The sequence below is a fragment of the Kitasatospora albolonga genome (assembly GCF_039535905.1).
GTDB classification, from domain to species: Bacteria; Actinomycetota; Actinomycetes; order Streptomycetales; family Streptomycetaceae; genus Kitasatospora; species Kitasatospora albolonga.
In genome coordinates, this window is sequence record NZ_BAAAYB010000036.1 from 12148 (window position 1) to 26767 (window position 14620).

15 protein-coding genes are annotated in these 14620 nt (G+C 73.6%); 10 read left to right on the top strand and 5 right to left on the bottom strand.

Annotation, left to right across the window (positions count from 1 at the left end; all coding sequences use genetic code 11):
- Window positions 1–88: 88 nt before the first annotated feature.
- Together ABD946_RS09155 and lepB (ABD946_RS09160) are read left to right on the top strand one after the other, a co-directional pair.
- Window positions 89–736, top strand: a complete 648-nt coding sequence (locus ABD946_RS09155) for a TetR/AcrR family transcriptional regulator (protein WP_345281824.1) — start codon at window positions 89–91, stop codon at window positions 734–736.
- 172 nt (window positions 737–908) lie between these two features.
- Complete coding sequence (lepB, locus tag ABD946_RS09160) at window positions 909–1580, top strand: signal peptidase I (RefSeq protein WP_345281826.1); 672 nt, start codon at window positions 909–911, stop codon at window positions 1578–1580.
- Between the two features lie 15 nt (window positions 1581–1595).
- Here lepB (ABD946_RS09160) and ABD946_RS09165 read toward each other — a convergent pair whose 3' ends face one another.
- A complete protein-coding gene (locus ABD946_RS09165; protein ID WP_345281828.1) occupies window positions 1596–2180 on the bottom strand; it encodes a TetR/AcrR family transcriptional regulator in 585 nt (194 codons plus the stop codon).
- Between the two features lie 217 nt (window positions 2181–2397).
- Here ABD946_RS09165 and ABD946_RS09170 point away from each other — a divergent pair, with 217 nt between their 5' ends.
- From ABD946_RS09170 to ABD946_RS09195, 6 genes are all read left to right on the top strand, one after another.
- The gene (locus ABD946_RS09170; RefSeq protein ID WP_345281829.1) at window positions 2398–3102 is read left to right on the top strand and encodes a DUF6230 family protein; all 705 of its coding nucleotides are present in this window, start codon (window positions 2398–2400) and stop codon (window positions 3100–3102) included.
- 118 nt (window positions 3103–3220) lie between these two features.
- Window positions 3221–3742: a DUF6114 domain-containing protein gene (locus tag ABD946_RS09175; protein ID WP_345281830.1), complete on the top strand. Its 522-nt coding sequence runs from the start codon at window positions 3221–3223 to the stop codon at window positions 3740–3742.
- Between the two features lie 10 nt (window positions 3743–3752).
- On the top strand, window positions 3753–4505 hold the full coding sequence (locus ABD946_RS09180; protein ID WP_345281911.1) for a DUF6230 family protein: 753 nt from the start codon (window positions 3753–3755) through the stop codon (window positions 4503–4505).
- Window positions 4499–5602 (top strand): DUF6114 domain-containing protein, encoded by a 1104-nt coding sequence (locus ABD946_RS09185; protein ID WP_345281832.1) that lies wholly within the window; start codon window positions 4499–4501, stop codon window positions 5600–5602. The genes ABD946_RS09180 and ABD946_RS09185 overlap by 7 nt, the downstream gene beginning before the upstream one ends.
- Window positions 5599–6285: a DUF6230 family protein gene (locus ABD946_RS09190; RefSeq protein WP_345281834.1), complete on the top strand. Its 687-nt coding sequence runs from the start codon at window positions 5599–5601 to the stop codon at window positions 6283–6285. The genes ABD946_RS09185 and ABD946_RS09190 overlap by 4 nt, the downstream gene beginning before the upstream one ends.
- A 162-nt stretch (window positions 6286–6447) precedes the next feature.
- Window positions 6448–6867 (top strand): hypothetical protein, encoded by a 420-nt coding sequence (locus ABD946_RS09195; RefSeq protein WP_345281836.1) that lies wholly within the window; start codon window positions 6448–6450, stop codon window positions 6865–6867.
- Window positions 6868–6922: 55 nt separating this feature from the next.
- Here the strand turns inward: ABD946_RS09195 and ABD946_RS09200 are convergent, their stop codons facing one another.
- The 3 genes from ABD946_RS09200 to ABD946_RS09210 all read right to left on the bottom strand — a co-directional run bounded on the left by ABD946_RS09200 (window position 6923) and on the right by ABD946_RS09210 (window position 11585).
- Window positions 6923–9367 (bottom strand): glycoside hydrolase family 9 protein, encoded by a 2445-nt coding sequence (locus tag ABD946_RS09200; RefSeq protein ID WP_345281838.1) that lies wholly within the window; start codon window positions 9365–9367, stop codon window positions 6923–6925.
- Between the two features lie 238 nt (window positions 9368–9605).
- Window positions 9606–10058, bottom strand: a complete 453-nt coding sequence (locus ABD946_RS09205) for a nucleotide triphosphate diphosphatase NUDT15 (protein ID WP_345281840.1) — start codon at window positions 10056–10058, stop codon at window positions 9606–9608.
- A 27-nt stretch (window positions 10059–10085) separates the two neighbouring features.
- Complete coding sequence (locus ABD946_RS09210) at window positions 10086–11585, bottom strand: SDR family NAD(P)-dependent oxidoreductase (protein WP_345281842.1); 1500 nt, start codon at window positions 11583–11585, stop codon at window positions 10086–10088.
- Window positions 11586–11750: 165 nt separating this feature from the next.
- Here ABD946_RS09210 and ABD946_RS09215 point away from each other — a divergent pair, with 165 nt between their 5' ends.
- Both ABD946_RS09215 and ABD946_RS09220 read left to right on the top strand, forming a co-directional pair.
- Complete coding sequence (locus tag ABD946_RS09215; RefSeq protein WP_380150383.1) at window positions 11751–12512, top strand: class I SAM-dependent methyltransferase; 762 nt, start codon at window positions 11751–11753, stop codon at window positions 12510–12512.
- A gap of 136 nt (window positions 12513–12648) precedes the next feature.
- Window positions 12649–13869 (top strand): barstar family protein, encoded by a 1221-nt coding sequence (locus tag ABD946_RS09220; RefSeq protein WP_345281846.1) that lies wholly within the window; start codon window positions 12649–12651, stop codon window positions 13867–13869.
- On the opposite strand, the gene lepB (ABD946_RS09225) is transcribed toward ABD946_RS09220, so the two are convergent.
- Window positions 13850–14548 carry a signal peptidase I gene (gene lepB / locus ABD946_RS09225; RefSeq protein WP_345281848.1) on the bottom strand — a complete coding sequence of 233 codons (699 nt, stop codon included), beginning with the start codon at window positions 14546–14548 and terminating at the stop codon, window positions 13850–13852. The genes ABD946_RS09220 and lepB (ABD946_RS09225) overlap by 20 nt on opposite strands.
- Between the last annotated feature and the right edge of the window lie 72 nt (window positions 14549–14620).

The following is a 14620-nucleotide window of genomic DNA, read 5'->3' on the forward strand; positions in this document are numbered from 1 at the left end:
TACCTCGCCTCGCGGGTCGGCCGGACGGAGCTTGTTGAGTAGTACTCAAAAGTAGCCATGAGTGCGGTGAAGTCAATAGGATGCGCAGATGCTTCCCCCACCCCGCGCCGGACGGCGGCTCTCGGCGGACCAGCGTCGCCGCCAGATCCTGGACTCCGCCCGGGAGTTGGTGCACTCCAGCGGGCTGGAGACGCTCTCCGTCGAGTCGGCGGCCCGTTCGGCGGGGGTCTCGCCCGGGCTGCTGTTCCACTACTTCGGCTCCCAGCGCGGGTTCCGGTCCGCGGTGGTGCAGCTGGTGGCGGAGGAGCTGCTCGGGCAGGTCGCGCCGGACCCGACGCTCAGCGGGGCGGAGCAACTGCGCGGCGGGATCGAGACGTTCATCGCCTTCGTCGGACGCCACCCCACGCTCTACCTGGCGGTGGTCCGGCAGGTGGAGCGCGGCGGCACGGGCACCATGGCCACGCTGCACCGCGACCTCCGGGCCCGGTTCGCGGAGTGGATCCTGGCCGCTCTGGTCGGCGCCGGGACGCCCCGGACTCCCGCCGTCACCGCCACCGTGCACGGCTGGCTCGCGTACATGGAGGAGCTGCTGGTCGGCTGGCTGGACGGGACCGAGCTGACCGCCGCCGAGCTCGCCGATCTGTGCGAGCGCAGCGCCTACCAGCTGGTCGCGGTGGCCGTCGACGACCCGCACCGCTGGCGGGAGATCCGGGCGGCCCTCGACCACCGGCCCTGAATCCGGGGCGGTCCCGGGTCTTCCCGAACGGCCGGTGGCCCGGCTACCGTCCCACACCGGCGAGCGGTGATCGGCGAGCCGTGCCCGGCATCCGCGTCCGTGCTCGCATCCGCATCCGCATCCGCATGCGCATCCGCACCGTCCACTGGCCCTCTCCCCTCAGGAGCGCCCGATGTCGACTGCCCAGCCCGCCACGGGTGTTGCCGTGGACGCCGAGTCCGCGCCGCCGCGTCGCCTCCTCGCCCGGGTGCTGTCCGGCGTGCTGGTGGGACTGCTCGTCGCCTGCGTCCTGGCGGCGGTGGCGGTCGCCGCGCTCGCGGTGCGGGTGGACGGGTCCAGCATGCGGCCGACGCTGGCCGACGGTCAGCGGCTGCTGACCGTGCCCGGCAGCGACGGGACGGACGTGCACCGGCTGGACGTGGTGCTGCTGAAGCGGCCCGGCCGGGACGAAGTGATCGTCAAGCGGGTGATCGGACTGCCCGGCGACCGGGTGGAGATCTCCTCGACGCCGCAGGACACGTTCGCGGTGCTGGTGCAGCCGGGCGGCAGCGGCCCGTGGTTCCGGGTCGGCCTCCCCGCCTGGACGGCGCAGGCGCACCGGACCGTCAGCTGCTGTACCCCGGACGGCACCCGGACGGCGGGGCCGGCCACGCAGACGGTGCCACCGGGGCGGCTGTTCTTCCTCGGGGACAACCCGGACGGCTCGGAGGACTCGCGCACCTTCGGCTGGGGCGACCTCGCCACCGTCTCGGGCCGGGTCGGCCTGCGGGTCTGGCCCCCGGCCGCGTTCGGCGGGCTCGACGCCGCGCCGACCCTCACCGAGGTCCCGGCGCCGACCGACTGACGTGCGGCGCCCGCCTCAGGCGCGGGCGACCCGGACGAAGACCTCGGCGATCCGGCGGGCGGAGGCGCCGGGGTCGTCCGCGCCCTGGACGATGTGACTGGCGGTCAGGCGCACGGCCGTGTCGACGGCGAGCTCGCGCGAGTCGGGGTCGATCGCTGGCCAGGCCGCGGCGGCGTAACCGTCGAGCATGGCCGTGGCGGTGGTGAAGGCCGACTCGGCGCGGGTGGTGAGGTAGGAGAGCAGGCCGTCCTCGCCGTCCCGGGTGGCGGTGAGCATGGCCTTGACCAGCGGGTTGCGCCCCGCGAGCCGGAGGGTGAAGAGGGCGGCGGCCTCGGCCGCGGCCCGCGGGTCCTCGGGGTGCTCGTCGAGCTGCTGCTCGATGCCGCCGAGGCAGAGTTCGAGCTCGCGGTTGAAGAGCGCTTCGCCGAGCGCGTCCTTGGAGCCGAACTCGTTGTAGACGGTCTGCCGGCTGACCCCCGCGACGGCGGCGACCTGGGTCATCCGCAGCCGGTCGAAGCCGTCGGCGGCGACCAGGTCCCGGGCGGTGTCGAGCAGCCGGTCCCGCAGCAGTGACCTGACGGTCTCCCTGATCCATGCCATCCGCCGACTATAGCCACGCCGCAGGTCAGCTGAGCAGACACCTGTACCGGTCCGTGCCAACGCTATTGACACCTACTCACCTCCTGCTTACTTTCTGGACACGCAGCCGAAATATGTAAAGCGCTCCGGGGGTGTCGGGATGGGCGCTCCCGGAGCCGGCCGCGCCTCAGGTACCCGCGCACACCCTCAGCGGCGCGGGACGACGGATGGAGACCCCATGCAGGAAGAATCCAGAGGTGTCACGCGCTGGCGCAGATCCGCGCTGATCGCGGTGCCGGCCACGGCCGCCGTCGCCGCGATGACGCTGGCGATGGCCCAGGGCGTGCTCGCCGCGAACCTCTCGCTCACCAGCGTTCCGTTCACCCTGTCCTCGAACACCGTCGCGGCCTCCAAGGGCCTCGGCGCGGTCATGACCACCGTGACCGCGGGCAGCCCCACCGCCGCGGCCGAGGTCGGTCTGCCCAAGGCGGGTCTGGACGGCATCTGCATCCACGCCGTCCAGTCGGTCAACCTGCCGGTCGTCGGCACGATCGGCACCTGGTCGATGAACATCTCCTCACCGGCCGCGGCCACCCCCCTCACCACCGCCCAACTCGCCGCCGGGCAGGGCATCCAGGCGAACAACCTGATCCTGGACGCCCAGTCGGTGAAGGGCGCCACCGCGACCCTCAACGCCACCGCCGCCACCCCCAACCAGATCGGTGCGGCGGCCGACAGCGCCAACATCAAGGGCACCGGCATCACCGACGGCACCGCGGGCCAGTTCGGCCTGGACGCCACCGGCGGCCAGACCGACATCCTCGGCCTCAAGGCCAACGCCAACGGCGCCACCATCGGCGGCGCCATCACCCTGCCGAACCTGGCGATCAACCTGGCCAACGGGGACACCGCCGGGAAGGGCGCGGGCGGCGGCGACTGCTGACGGACCCTCGGTCCGCCGGTACCGCCCGCACCCGGGGTGGAGCGCCGTGCACGGACGGCGCTCCACCCACCCCCGAACCTTCGACGCCCGACCTCCGAAGACCCCAGCGAGGACCCCGATGGCAACCACCCCCGCCGCCCCCGACCACTCGGCCGACGTCTCCGGCCCGTCGGCCCCGGAAGCCCCGCCCGGGCAGACCCGGCCCGCCGCGCCCACCCGCGCACGGCTCGCGCTCCGCCGCTGGCGCCGCACCCGTCCGTTCTGGGCCGCGGTGTGGACCGCACTCGGCGGCTTCGTGATCCTCTACCTGCCGCTCGCCCCGATCGGCCAGATCCTGCACGTCGGCGTCGGCGGCATCACCGGCATGGCGGGCGGCGCCATCCTGATGGCGCTGGCCGGGCTGATGCTGCTGCTCCCGGGCCAGCGGCACACCGCCGGAGTGGTGGCCGTGATCGTCGGCGTCGCCTCGTTCCCGCTGAGCAACCTGGGCGGGTTCTTCGTCGGCATGTTCCTCTCCGTGCTGGGCGGCTCGATGGCGGTCGGCTGGCTCCCGGAGAAGCCCGCCCGCCGGCCCGGACTCCTCCGCCGCCGCACCGGCAAGGGGCTCGTCCCGTCGGCGCCCGAGACGGCGGAGGCCTGAGACGGTGATCATGAACCTGCGTCAACTCCCGCGGCGCCTGCGCGAGTCGGCGGTCGACTGGAACCGGACGATGCGCAGCGAGGCCGCCGACGGCAGCGTGCACGGCACCCGCTGGGCCCGCTCCGCCGCCGTCCTGCTGCCGGCCACCCTGACCGTCGGCGCGCTCGGCGCGGCCCTGGCCCACGGCGCGCTCGCGGCGGGCTTCAACGTCACCAACACCCCGTTCACCCTCACCTCCAACGGCGTCTCCGGCACCGGCTTCGGCGCGATCCTCAACACCCCGACCATCGAGAACGCCAACGGCTCCACCTCCACCAGCACCGCGATGGCCCGGGTCGGCTTCGCCAGCGCCGGGCTGGCCGGGCTGTGCGGGATCGTCCACCAGTCGATCGCCGGCGTGCCGTACTCGCTGCTCCTGACGGCCGGTCAGCCGGTGGCCGCGACCCCGCCGGCCACCGTCACCACCGACATCAACGCCTCGAACCTCTACATCGAGGCGCCGACGCTCACCGCTTCGGGCAACACCACGCTGCAGAACGCGGTGCTCGGCATGTCCGCCGACCAGGTGATGGTCGCCGGACAGCCGCTGACGGGAGCCCAGGCGGGCGGCTTCGGCCTGGGCTCGGCCGGGTCCGGACCGAACGGCTCGACCGTCAACCTGGCCGGGCTGAACGCCAACGCGTACACCGCCGAGATCGCCGGTTCGCTCACCCTCCCCGCCCTCAACATCCGGGTCGTCGCCGGATCGGCGAACACGTGCTGACCGGGACGCGCGCCGCCGCCAGGACGCGCGCCGCCACCGGGGCCGGCTGGCGCTGGTTCACCGCCTTCCGCCGGACCAGGCCGTTCTGGGGCGGGCTCTGGCTGGTCGCCGGTGGCTGGACGGTGCTGAAGTTCTCGCTCGGCGCGATCCAACTGGTCACCGCGGTCGGCTTCAACGCGGTGGCCGGGTACCTGGTCGGCGGCGGGATGATGCTCTGCGGGCTGATCCCGATCGCCGCGCCGCGCCAGCGGGTCACCTTCGGGCTGATCGGCACCGTGCTGGCGGTGGTGTCGCTGGTGGTGTCCAACCTGGGCGGCTTCCTGCTCGGGATGGTGCTGGGGGTGCTCGGCGGGGCGATGACGGCGGGTTGGGGGCCGCGGCGCGGCCGGGCACCTGCCGCCGGAGCCGACCGGGGAGGAGCGGGAACATCCGGTGAGAGCCGGGGAGCCGGAGGATCAGGAGCCGCCGGGGCCACCGGAGTCGGCGCCGCCTTCGCGGCCCTGGTCGGGACGGCCCTCGTCCCCGACCGGTCGGCGGGTGCCGCCGGGCCGCCGCGGCTCGCCGCGCCCGCCGCCGTGCTGCCGGGTGAGCCGCAGCCGCTCGGAATGCCGTTCCTCCCCACGCCCACGCCCATGCGCGTCACCATCGACAGCATGGTCGCGGTCGGCCTGACGGTGAAGAACAACGTCACCATCCGGCTCTCCGACGGCACCACCCGGGTCACCACCCAGTACACCTTCACCAAGCTGCAGATCCGCGACAACATGCAGGTCCGCCACACCGCACCCGACGGCACCGCGATCTCCATCTCGGTGCCCGACACCGGCTCGCTCGGCGGCATCGACAAGGCCGGCCAGCCGGAGACCACCGTGATGTGGGGCGACATCAGGCAGATCTGCGTCCCGATCCTGCTGATCCCGATCTGCGGCATCCAGGGCCTGCTGAACTTCTTCGGCTCCTTCATCCAACTCACCGCCGGGGCCACCAACTTCGACGCCGATGTCTACGGGATCCGGACCATCGACGACCACTCCGACCTCAGCAACACCAACAACCCGGTCCACCTGCCCGGCACGATCTCGGTGACCGGCCCGTGAACGGCGAGACGGGGCGCACCCATTGGCGGCGCAGTGCGCTGATCGCGCTCCCCGCCCTGGTGGCGGCGGGCTCGCTCGGCGGTGCGATGGCGAACGGCGCGCTGGCGGGCGGGCTCCAGATCCAGTCCGGCACCGTCCAGCTGACCACCAGCAGCCTCTACGGCACCCGGTACGCGGCGGCCGTGGTCGACCAGACCTCGGTCCGGGCGGACGGCACCACCACGACCGTCCACCCGCTGCGGATGGGCTTCGCCAAGGGTGTGATCAACGGACTCTGCCTCGCCCAGCAGCAGCAGATCATGGGCGCCACCTACACCTTGATGTTCTCGCTCGGCGACAACGACCCGGCCACCTGGGAGATCGTCACCGAGAACACCGTGCTCGACCTGCGCAGCGCGACCGGCGAACTCGACATGGACGGCCTGGTCGACCTCAACATCAACGGCCCGGACACCGTGATGGCCCCGGACGGCAGCCCGCCGGTCCCCAACCCCCTCGGCAGCCCCGAGCACCGCTTCGGCATCCAGGCCGGCTACGCCAAGTTCGACCGCGTCACCGCCACCGTCCACGACCTCCAGCTCCCCGGGCTGCTCTCCACCCCGGGCCTGCGCATCACCGTCCGCCCCGGCGCCGTCAACTGCCCGGCCCCCGCCGCCCCGACGGGCACGCCGGGCACGCGCTGAGCGGCCGCGGGCTCGACGAGCGCCCCGACGCGGTGACCGTCGGCCTCGTCCCGGCACGGAACCAGCGGGCCGGGCGGCGCATGATCGTCGGTTCGGCGGCCGGGCGTCACCGTGGATTGTTAGGGTGATGGTCGATCAAGAACGGCCGAGGGGTGGGGATCCATGAGTTCGCAGGACGGCAGTGACCGTGCGGGTTTCGGGTGCGCGGCGTGCTTCGCCGAGGACGCTGCGGTGGCGCAGGCGCACCACCACAACCGTGACGGGGTCCGGCTCGAGAGCTACATCCAGGACGACTCGCATTTCATCGTCTCCGTCAAGCGGTGCGTCCTGTGCTCGCAGGCCTTCGTGAGCGTGTTCACCGAGTTCGTCGACTGGGCCGGCTCGAACGACGCGCAGTACCGCACGGTGCTGCCGATCACGGATGCCGAGGCGGAGGACCTGGTGGCGGGGCGGTTGACCCCGCACCAGGTGGGGGCGCTGGGAGCAGACCGCCGCCATCTGCACAGCGACCGGCCGACCGGTGCCGAGGAGGCGACCGTGTACTGGCGCAGCGGCGCCTTCGCGGTCGTCGAGGGGCACTGACCGCCGGACGGTGCCCCCGACCCACCACGGGTCGGGGGCCCCGTCCGTCGGTGGGTCAGCCGCAGGGGGAGCCGTTGAGGCGGAACTGGGCCGGGGGCTGGTTGCTGCCGGTATTGGTCGCCTGGAAGCCGAAGGAGACCGAACTGCCCGGGGCCACGGTGGAGTTCCAGCCGAGGTCCTTGGCGGTGACGGTGGTGCCGGACTGCGTCGCGGCGGCGTTCCAGGCGTTGGTGAGGCGCTGGGCGCCGGGGAAGGACCAGGTCAGGGTCCAGCCGTTGAGCGGGGTGGTGCCGGTGTTCTTCAGGGTGACGTCGGCGGTGAAGCCGGTGCCCCAGTCGCTGGCCACCCTGTAGGTGACGGCGCAGGAGGCGGCGGGCGGCTGGGTGGTGCTGTCCGCCTCGGTGGCGGTGAGGGTGGCGGCCTCCACGCCCGGGCCGGCGAGGGTGAAGACGGCGGAGCCGTTGGCGGTGTCGGCGTCGGGGGCGGCGGTCAGGGTCAGGTTCTGCGCGGTGGACCAGTTGGCGGCGGTGAAGAGCAGCGAGCCCGAGGCACCGAGGTCCTGGTCGCCCGAGGTACGGGTCGCGGTCACGGTGACGTTCTGGGCGGGGGCGGCCGAGAGCCGGACGCCGACCGTGGCCGAACCGCCCTCGGGGACGGTGACGGTCGGGGAGGCCAGCACCTTCGGGGTGGTGGGCGTGCCGGTCGGCCGGTCGGCGGCGAAGGAGACCAGCCAGGCCAGCGCGGCGTTCCAGTTGATCGCCACCTCGTTGGTGGAGTACGAGCCGATGTCGTCGACGTAGCACTTGGCGGGCGCGCACTCGGCCAACTTGGCCTGCGCCACCGGGTCCTGGAGCCCGGCGTTCGGGCCGCCCGCGAAGGAGCCGGCCGGCGGGTGCGGCAGCGAGGCGTCGTACTGGTGGGCCCAGAAGCGGTGGTGCTGGTTCTCCACCGCGCGCTCGCCGTAGCCGGTGACGTAGGAGAGGTCGAGCGCATTGCGGCCCAGCAGGTAGTCCAGCGACTCCAACGCGCCTGCGCGGTAGCGCTGTTGGCCGGTCAGCTCGTAGGCCACGGCCATCAGGGCGCCGTTGCCCGCCACCGCGCTGTTGGAGCCCCAGACGTAGCCGTCGGGTGCGAGCGGCACCGCGTAGCCCTGGCCGTTCTGAGTGGTCAGCTGCGCGTCCGCGACGGTGGTCAACGAGGCCCGCACCTTGGCCAGTTCGGCGGCGGGCAGCGCAACCCCCGGCACCGTGGCCAGGGTGATCCGGCCCAGCGTCCCGGTGTCGCCCCACCAGAACGGGGTGGCCGGGGCCGCCTGGACCGGGGAGTTGACCACCGCGTCGCGGTACTGGGACTCCCCGGTGGTGGCGAGGAGCTCGGCGGCGGCCCAGTAGAACTCGTCCGAGAGGGCCGAGTCCTCGTACGCCCCGCCGCCGGTGGAGTCGGTGGCCGGTGCGTAGACCGCCGGGTTGGCCTGGGCGGCCGACCAGGCCCGCTTGGCCGCGGTCAGCGCGCGGGCCGCGAAGGCGGCGTCGTAGGGGGCGTAGACCCGGGCGGCCTGGGCGGCGGTGGCGGCCAGGTTGAGTGTGGCGGCGGTCGACGGGCGGTGCAACTCGCGCTGCTCGGAGTCGAGTTCGGGCCTGGTCGGCAGGGCCGTCCACTGCGCGTCGTGCACCTTGTGGAAGGCCATGCCGGCCTGCGGCCTGCCCTCCGGCACCTGCATCCGGAGCAGGAAGTCGAGCTCCCAGCGGGCCTCGTCGAGCACGTCCGGCACGCCGTTGCCCCGCTCGGGGACCCTCAGCGTGGAGTCGCCGAGGGCGGCCTCGGTGCCCGAACGGCGGGCCCGCTCGAAGGAGTTGACCAGCTGCCAGGTGGCGATGCCGCCGTTGACCACGTACTTGCCCTGGTCGCCGGCGTCGTACCAGCCGCCGCGCACGTCCTGCCGGTAGTCGCAGACCCCGGACTGGCAGGGCACCGAGGTGTCGCCCTTGTTCGGTGCCACCCCGAGGTGCCCGGCCGGGCGGGCGTACGCGGAGCCGACCAGGGAGGCGTCGATGGCGATGCCGCTGCGCTGGTGGTGGAAGAAGGCGAGGCTGTCCGAGCGCAGGCCGTCGTAGAGGGCGGGGGAGAGGTCGAAGGGGTGGCCGGCCTGCCCGTCCACCACCAGGGTGTAGCCGGTGCCCGTGCCGGAGTAGGAGGAGAAGTCGGCGGTGTGGAGCGACTCGCCGGAGGCGCGGTCGGCGCCGCGCACGGTGGTGGTGCCGGAGGCCACGGTGCGGCCGGTCGAGTCGCGCAGCTGCCAGGGCAGCGGGGCGGTGGCGGCGCTGACCACGGTGGCGCGCTTGGGGCCGTCCGGCAGGTAGCCGAGCTGGTTGACGCGGACGGAGGCGGCGGGTTCGGCGGCGTGCGCCGCGAGCGTCGCGGTGCCGGGGGCGAGCAGCGCGAGGCCGGTCACCAGGGCGGCGGCAGCGCGCAGGTGGAGGCGGGACGTGACGGGCGACATGGGGGTGGGGCCCTTCTGCCTGGGTGGGGGACGGAGCGTGGGAGCGCTCCCAAGGGATATGAAGCCAGTCCTCCGCTCGCCGGTCAAGAGCCTCTCACGGATGTGGTCGGATTCCCGCCCCCGCCATCAAGTCGCCCTGCCTGGCGTCAAGTCGCGCGGATGGGGTGCGCATGGGGCGCGCGGCAACCGGGCGCCGGGTACGGCAAACCGGCATCGGACGGGGCCGTCTGACGGCAGGTCAGCCGACGGGCAGTACCGGGTAGACGAACCCGGCGTCCGGCGCCCGGTAGTCCGCCAGCCAGCGGCCGAGCACCATCGCGGAGGGCAGGAACATGGGCTCCGGCAGCTCACCGACCGGCACCCGCTCCCAGCCCGCGCAGGAGTGGGGCTCCAGCACCAGGGCGGGCGCGTCGCTCGGCGGCGCCAGGACGGCGGCGGTCAGCCGGGGGCGGCCCAGGTCGTGGTCGAGCAGCAGCGCCAGCACCCGCATCTCCTCGGCGGGCAGCACGATGCCGGTCTCCTCGGCGAGCTCCCGGGCGGCCGTCTGCTCGAAGGACTCGCCCGGGTCCACCTTGCCGCCGGGCAGGCTCCAGGTCGGCGGCTCGCCGGCGGTGGTGCGGCGGCCGATCAGGACGGTGCCGTCCGGGCCCGGCACGATCACGCCGGCACCCAGCATCGGGCGGTGACTCAAGCTGAACTCCCGGTCAGCGGAGGCGGTTTACCACGGGGACGGCTCGTAGTCCTTGAGGAAGCAGCCGTAGAGGTCCTCACCGGCCTCGCCGCGGACGATCGGGTCGTAGACCCGGGCGGCGCCGTCCACCAGGTCGAGCGGGGCGTGGAAGCCCTCCTCGGCCAGGCGCATCTTGTCGGGGTGCGGGCGCTCGTCGGTGATCCAGCCGGTGTCCACCGCGGTCATCAGGATGCCGTCGGTCTCCAGCATCTCCTTGGCGCTGGTCCGGGTGAGCATGTTGAGCGCGGCCTTGGCCATGTTGGTGTGCGGGTGGCCGGCGCCCTTGTAGCCGCGGCTGAACTGGCCCTCCATCGCGGAGACGTTGACCACGTACTTGCGCCGGGCCGTGGAGGCGGCCATCGCCGGGCGGAGCTTGCTGACCAGGATGAACGGCGCGGTGGAGTTGCAGAGTTGGACCTCCAGCAGCTCGATCGGGTCGACCTCGCTGACGGTCTGCACCCAGCTGTTGGTGTCGTGCAGGTCCGGCACCAGGCCGCCCGCGTCGATCGCGGTCCCGGCGGCGATCCGGTCCGGCGTGGCGGAGCCGGAGACCAGGGCCAGCGCGGTGACGTCCTCGGCGCTGATCAGCTCGCGGGTCTGGCCCGGGAGTGCCGGGCGGTCCACGCTGCCGCTGCCGAAGGTGCCGATCACGGTGGCGGCGGGGAGCTCGCCGGCGGGCAGCGGGGCGTTCTCCGCCAGCACCAGCTCGCGGTAGGCGGCGGGCGATCGGCGCACGGTCTGCGCGGCGTTGTTGATCAGGATGTCCAGCGGACCCTCGGCGGCGACCTCCTCGGCCAGCGCGACGACCTGGCCGGGGTCGCGCAGGTCGATCCCGACGATCTTCAGGCGGTGGATCCACTCGTCGCTGTCCGGCATCGCCTTGAAGCGGCGGATCGCGTCGTTGGGGAAGCGGGTGGTGATGGTGGTGTGCGCGCCGTCCCGGAGCAGGCGCAGGGCGATGTACATCCCGATCTTGGCGCGGCCGCCGGTGAGCAGCGCCCGACGGCCCGTCAGGTCGGTGCGGGCGTCGCGGCGGGAGTGGCTGTCCTTGGCGCAGGACTGGCAGAGCTGGTGGTAGAACGCGTCCACCTCGACGTAGCGCTGCTTGCAGATGTAGCAGGAGCGCGGGCGCTCGAGTATCCCGGCGATCTCGGTGGTGGTGGTCGTGGTGAGGCCGAACGCCCCGGCCGTCTCGTCGTCGATCCGGGTCGGCGCGCCGGTCGCGGTGGCGGCGGTCACGGCGCGGTCGTTGGCGGTCTTGCGGGCCCGGGTCTCCTGGCGGCGGCGCTGCTTGAGCGTCCGGAAGATGCCGCCGACGGCCTGGCGGACGGTGATCGCGTCCGGGTGGTCCACGTGGATCTCGTCCAGCTCGGCCAGGATCTCGAGGCAGAGCGAGAGGCGCTCGGGGTCGATGCCGGGGCCGAAGTCGGTCTCGTCCTCGTCCTGCGTGGTGTCCGGGCCGATGCCCTGGGTGGTGTCGCCCGTCATTGCCCGCACTGCTTCCTTCGCTGCCCTACCTGGATACCCCGTGAACTTTACGGAGTGGCGGGCGGAGGGCCAAACCTCCGATCGGGTGTAAGTGTCTGATTGGCCTTGCATCCATTACTGCTCCGCCCTAGGGTGAGATGTAACAGACAGCAGCGGGATGTAGTCATTACCGAGGGAGCGGACATGAACACCTGGAACGACTGGCAGCGCAGCTGGGACCGGCAGCAGGAGTGGTACCTCCCCGACCGCGAGGAGCGCTTCCGCGTGATGCTCGACCTCGTCGAGGCCGTGGCCGGGCCGGCTCCGCGCGTGCTCGACCTGGCCTGCGGCACCGGCAGCATCAGCGAGCGCCTGCTCGCCCGCCTCCCGCAGGCCACCTCCGTGGGCGTCGACCTCGACCCCGCCCTGCTCGCCATCGCCCGCGGCCACTTCGCCGACGAGCCCCGGCTGACCCTGGTCACCGCCGACCTGCGCGACCCCGACTGGGCCTCGCACCTGCCCGCCGGCCCGTACGACGCGGTCGTCACCGCCACCGCCCTGCACTGGCTCGCCACGGACGACCTGCTCCGGCTCTACGGGGACCTGGCGAAGGTGCTCCGCCCCGGCGGGATCTTCCTCAACGCCGACCACACCCCGGAGGAGGACATCCCGCTGCTGCGCGCGGCCGACGCCGCCTTCCAGGAGGGCCGCCAGGCCCGGGAGAAGGCGGAGGGCGTGCTCGACTGGAAGGAGTGGTGGGCCGCCGCCGGCGCCGATCCGCTGCTGGCCGAGCACGTCGTGGCCCGCTCCGAGCTCTACCGCGACCACAAGGACGGCGAGGTCCACCCGGCCGCCTGGCACACCGCGTCGCTCGTCGCCGCCGGCTTCCGCGAGGCCGGCATCCCCTGGCGCTCCGTCGACGACTCCCTGGTGGCGGCCGTCCTCTGACGGCCGGTCAACTCCCCGGTGGCCGTCCCGCTCCCCGGCCGACCCTCGGGCGGCGGAGCCGGGCCGCCCGGGTGGGAGACTCGGCGGGTGCGGGGGCCGGTCGGACCACGCCGGGGTACGACGGAACGGGGGCGCGGTGGAGGTCGTGGGCGCGGAGCACCGGCAGTGGGGCTGGGGGCGGGCGCTGCCGCTCAAGTACCTGCTGGTCAGCGAGGAGTGGGACGGCGAGCCCACCGTGTGGGCGCGCTGCGCCGAGGCCGACGGCCTCTTCGTCGACCCCGCCCGGCGCCGGAAGCGGGTCACGGTGCTCGGCTGCGCGCCGACCGGCCGGCTGCTCAAGGCGGTCGAGCGCGCGCTCGGGCGGCCGGGCGAGGGCGTCGAGCTCGGGGCGCTCGGCGTCGTCTCGGACTTCCCGGTGCCGGGGGTCGACCCCGAGACCGATCCGTACGGGGCCCTTCAGGACGATCACTGGTACTTCGACCGCCCCGTCCTGACCGACTGCAGGCCCTCCTCCCTCGGCGGGGCGCTGTTCGACCTGGTCGTCGAGGCCGAGATCGACGGCCCCGCCTGGCGCCCCGAGCCGGTGGACATCGAGTGGGGCCTCTTCAACGGCGCCGGCGGGGGTCGCCTGGGCGAGTGCCACCGGGTGGAGGGGCTCTACGGGGATCCGGGCTCGCTGGTGTCGCCCCCGCTGGTGCTGCGCGGGTGCGAGCCTGTTGGACCGCTGCTGCGCCACCTGGTGCGGCGGCGGTCCGACGGCGACCGGGTCCGCCTGCTGGCCGTGGACCGGCGAGGCCGGGTCATGCGGGGGTTCGACCCGATGCCGTTGGACGTGGTGGCCTCGCGCCCGTCCGCGCTCGGCGGGACGCTGGTCGACCTGTGGCTGGCCGAGGGCCCGGCCGTCCGGCCGGGGCCGGAGGCCCGGCCGGTCTGGGAGGCCTGGTTCGAGGGCCCGCCGGCCGGGCTCGGCGGCTGGGCCGCGTACGGTGCGGAGGGCCGGGCCGAGTGGGCCGCGTTCGCCGCCGCCCGCTGGAACGCCGTCGACCCCGGCCAGCTCACCGACCCGGTGCGGCGGCTCGACGGCCGGCACGTCACCGACGCCCCGGGCCTGCTGTGCGCGATCGGTGAGGCGGTGGCCGGCCCCGGCGGCCACTTCCCCCAGTGCTGGCACGCGCTGCGCGGCTGCCCCTGTGGCGGGGACCGGGTGCCCGTGCCGTTCACCCTGGTCTGGCAGGACCCGGAGGTGGCCCGGAGCGCGCTCGCGGGCCACACCGTCGACACGGCCGGAGAGACGCCCTACCTCGACGCGGTCCTCGACCAACTCGCCCGGGTCGGCGTCACCGTGGAACTCCGCTGACCGTCGCCGCGCCGGTGGTCCAGGCGGTCAGGGCCCGGCGGCGTGCAAGCCGGGCGGCGATGCCGGAGACCGCGCTCAGCAGGAGGAGGCCGAGACCGGTGACGAGAGAGGAGCCCAGGAGGACGGCGAGCGGGTCGTCGAAGGTGAGGAGCGGGCCCTTCACCGCGGACAGGGGGATGGTGCCGCCCTCGGATTCGTCGAAGTGGTACCGGGAGTCGGCGGAGTTCTGGCGGTTGTCGCCCAGCACGAACAGGCGGCCTTCGGGCACCTTGACGCTGAAGGCGCCGCGTGACCCCGCCACCGGGTCGCCGTTCAGCACGTACGGCTCGTCCAGCGGCTTGCCGTTCAGCGTGAGCGTACGGTCTCCGTGCTTGTAGGCGATGTGGTCGCCGCCGACCGCGACCACCCGTTCCACGTGGAGGCTCGGATCCTCCCAGGCCGAGCCCTCGAAGAGCACGACCTGGCCGCGGTTCACCTCGGAGGCCAGCAGGTTGAAGGTCACCCGGCTGCCGGTCGGATGGGTCGGATCCATGTGACCGGTCGGCATGACCTTGGTGGAGGCGAGGAGGGCCGTGCCGAGCACCCCGGCGCAGGTCAGGAGGCCGCCCGCCACCAGCAGCCCCACCGCCGCCACCGTGCGTCGGTACCCCGGTCGTTGCCGCTGCGTCTTCATGACCATGCCCTGCTCTCTCCGTGCTGATGTGCGATCAGACCCTATGGGTACGCAGGAGGAGGAGTGTTGGCGGGGGCC

Coding starts and splice junctions, on each gene's coding strand:
- ABD946_RS09155 (WP_345281824.1), top strand. CDS start 89: ATGCTTCCCCCACCCCGCGCCGGACGGCGGCTCTCGGCGGACCAGCGT.
- lepB (WP_345281826.1), top strand. CDS start 909: ATGTCGACTGCCCAGCCCGCCACGGGTGTTGCCGTGGACGCCGAGTCC.
- ABD946_RS09165 (WP_345281828.1), bottom strand. CDS start 2,180: ATGGCATGGATCAGGGAGACCGTCAGGTCACTGCTGCGGGACCGGCTG.
- ABD946_RS09170 (WP_345281829.1), top strand. CDS start 2,398: ATGCAGGAAGAATCCAGAGGTGTCACGCGCTGGCGCAGATCCGCGCTG.
- ABD946_RS09175 (WP_345281830.1), top strand. CDS start 3,221: ATGGCAACCACCCCCGCCGCCCCCGACCACTCGGCCGACGTCTCCGGC.
- ABD946_RS09180 (WP_345281911.1), top strand. CDS start 3,753: ATGAACCTGCGTCAACTCCCGCGGCGCCTGCGCGAGTCGGCGGTCGAC.
- ABD946_RS09195 (WP_345281836.1), top strand. CDS start 6,448: ATGAGTTCGCAGGACGGCAGTGACCGTGCGGGTTTCGGGTGCGCGGCG.
- ABD946_RS09200 (WP_345281838.1), bottom strand. CDS start 9,367: ATGTCGCCCGTCACGTCCCGCCTCCACCTGCGCGCTGCCGCCGCCCTG.
- ABD946_RS09210 (WP_345281842.1), bottom strand. CDS start 11,585: ATGACGGGCGACACCACCCAGGGCATCGGCCCGGACACCACGCAGGAC.
- lepB (WP_345281848.1), bottom strand. CDS start 14,548: ATGGTCATGAAGACGCAGCGGCAACGACCGGGGTACCGACGCACGGTG.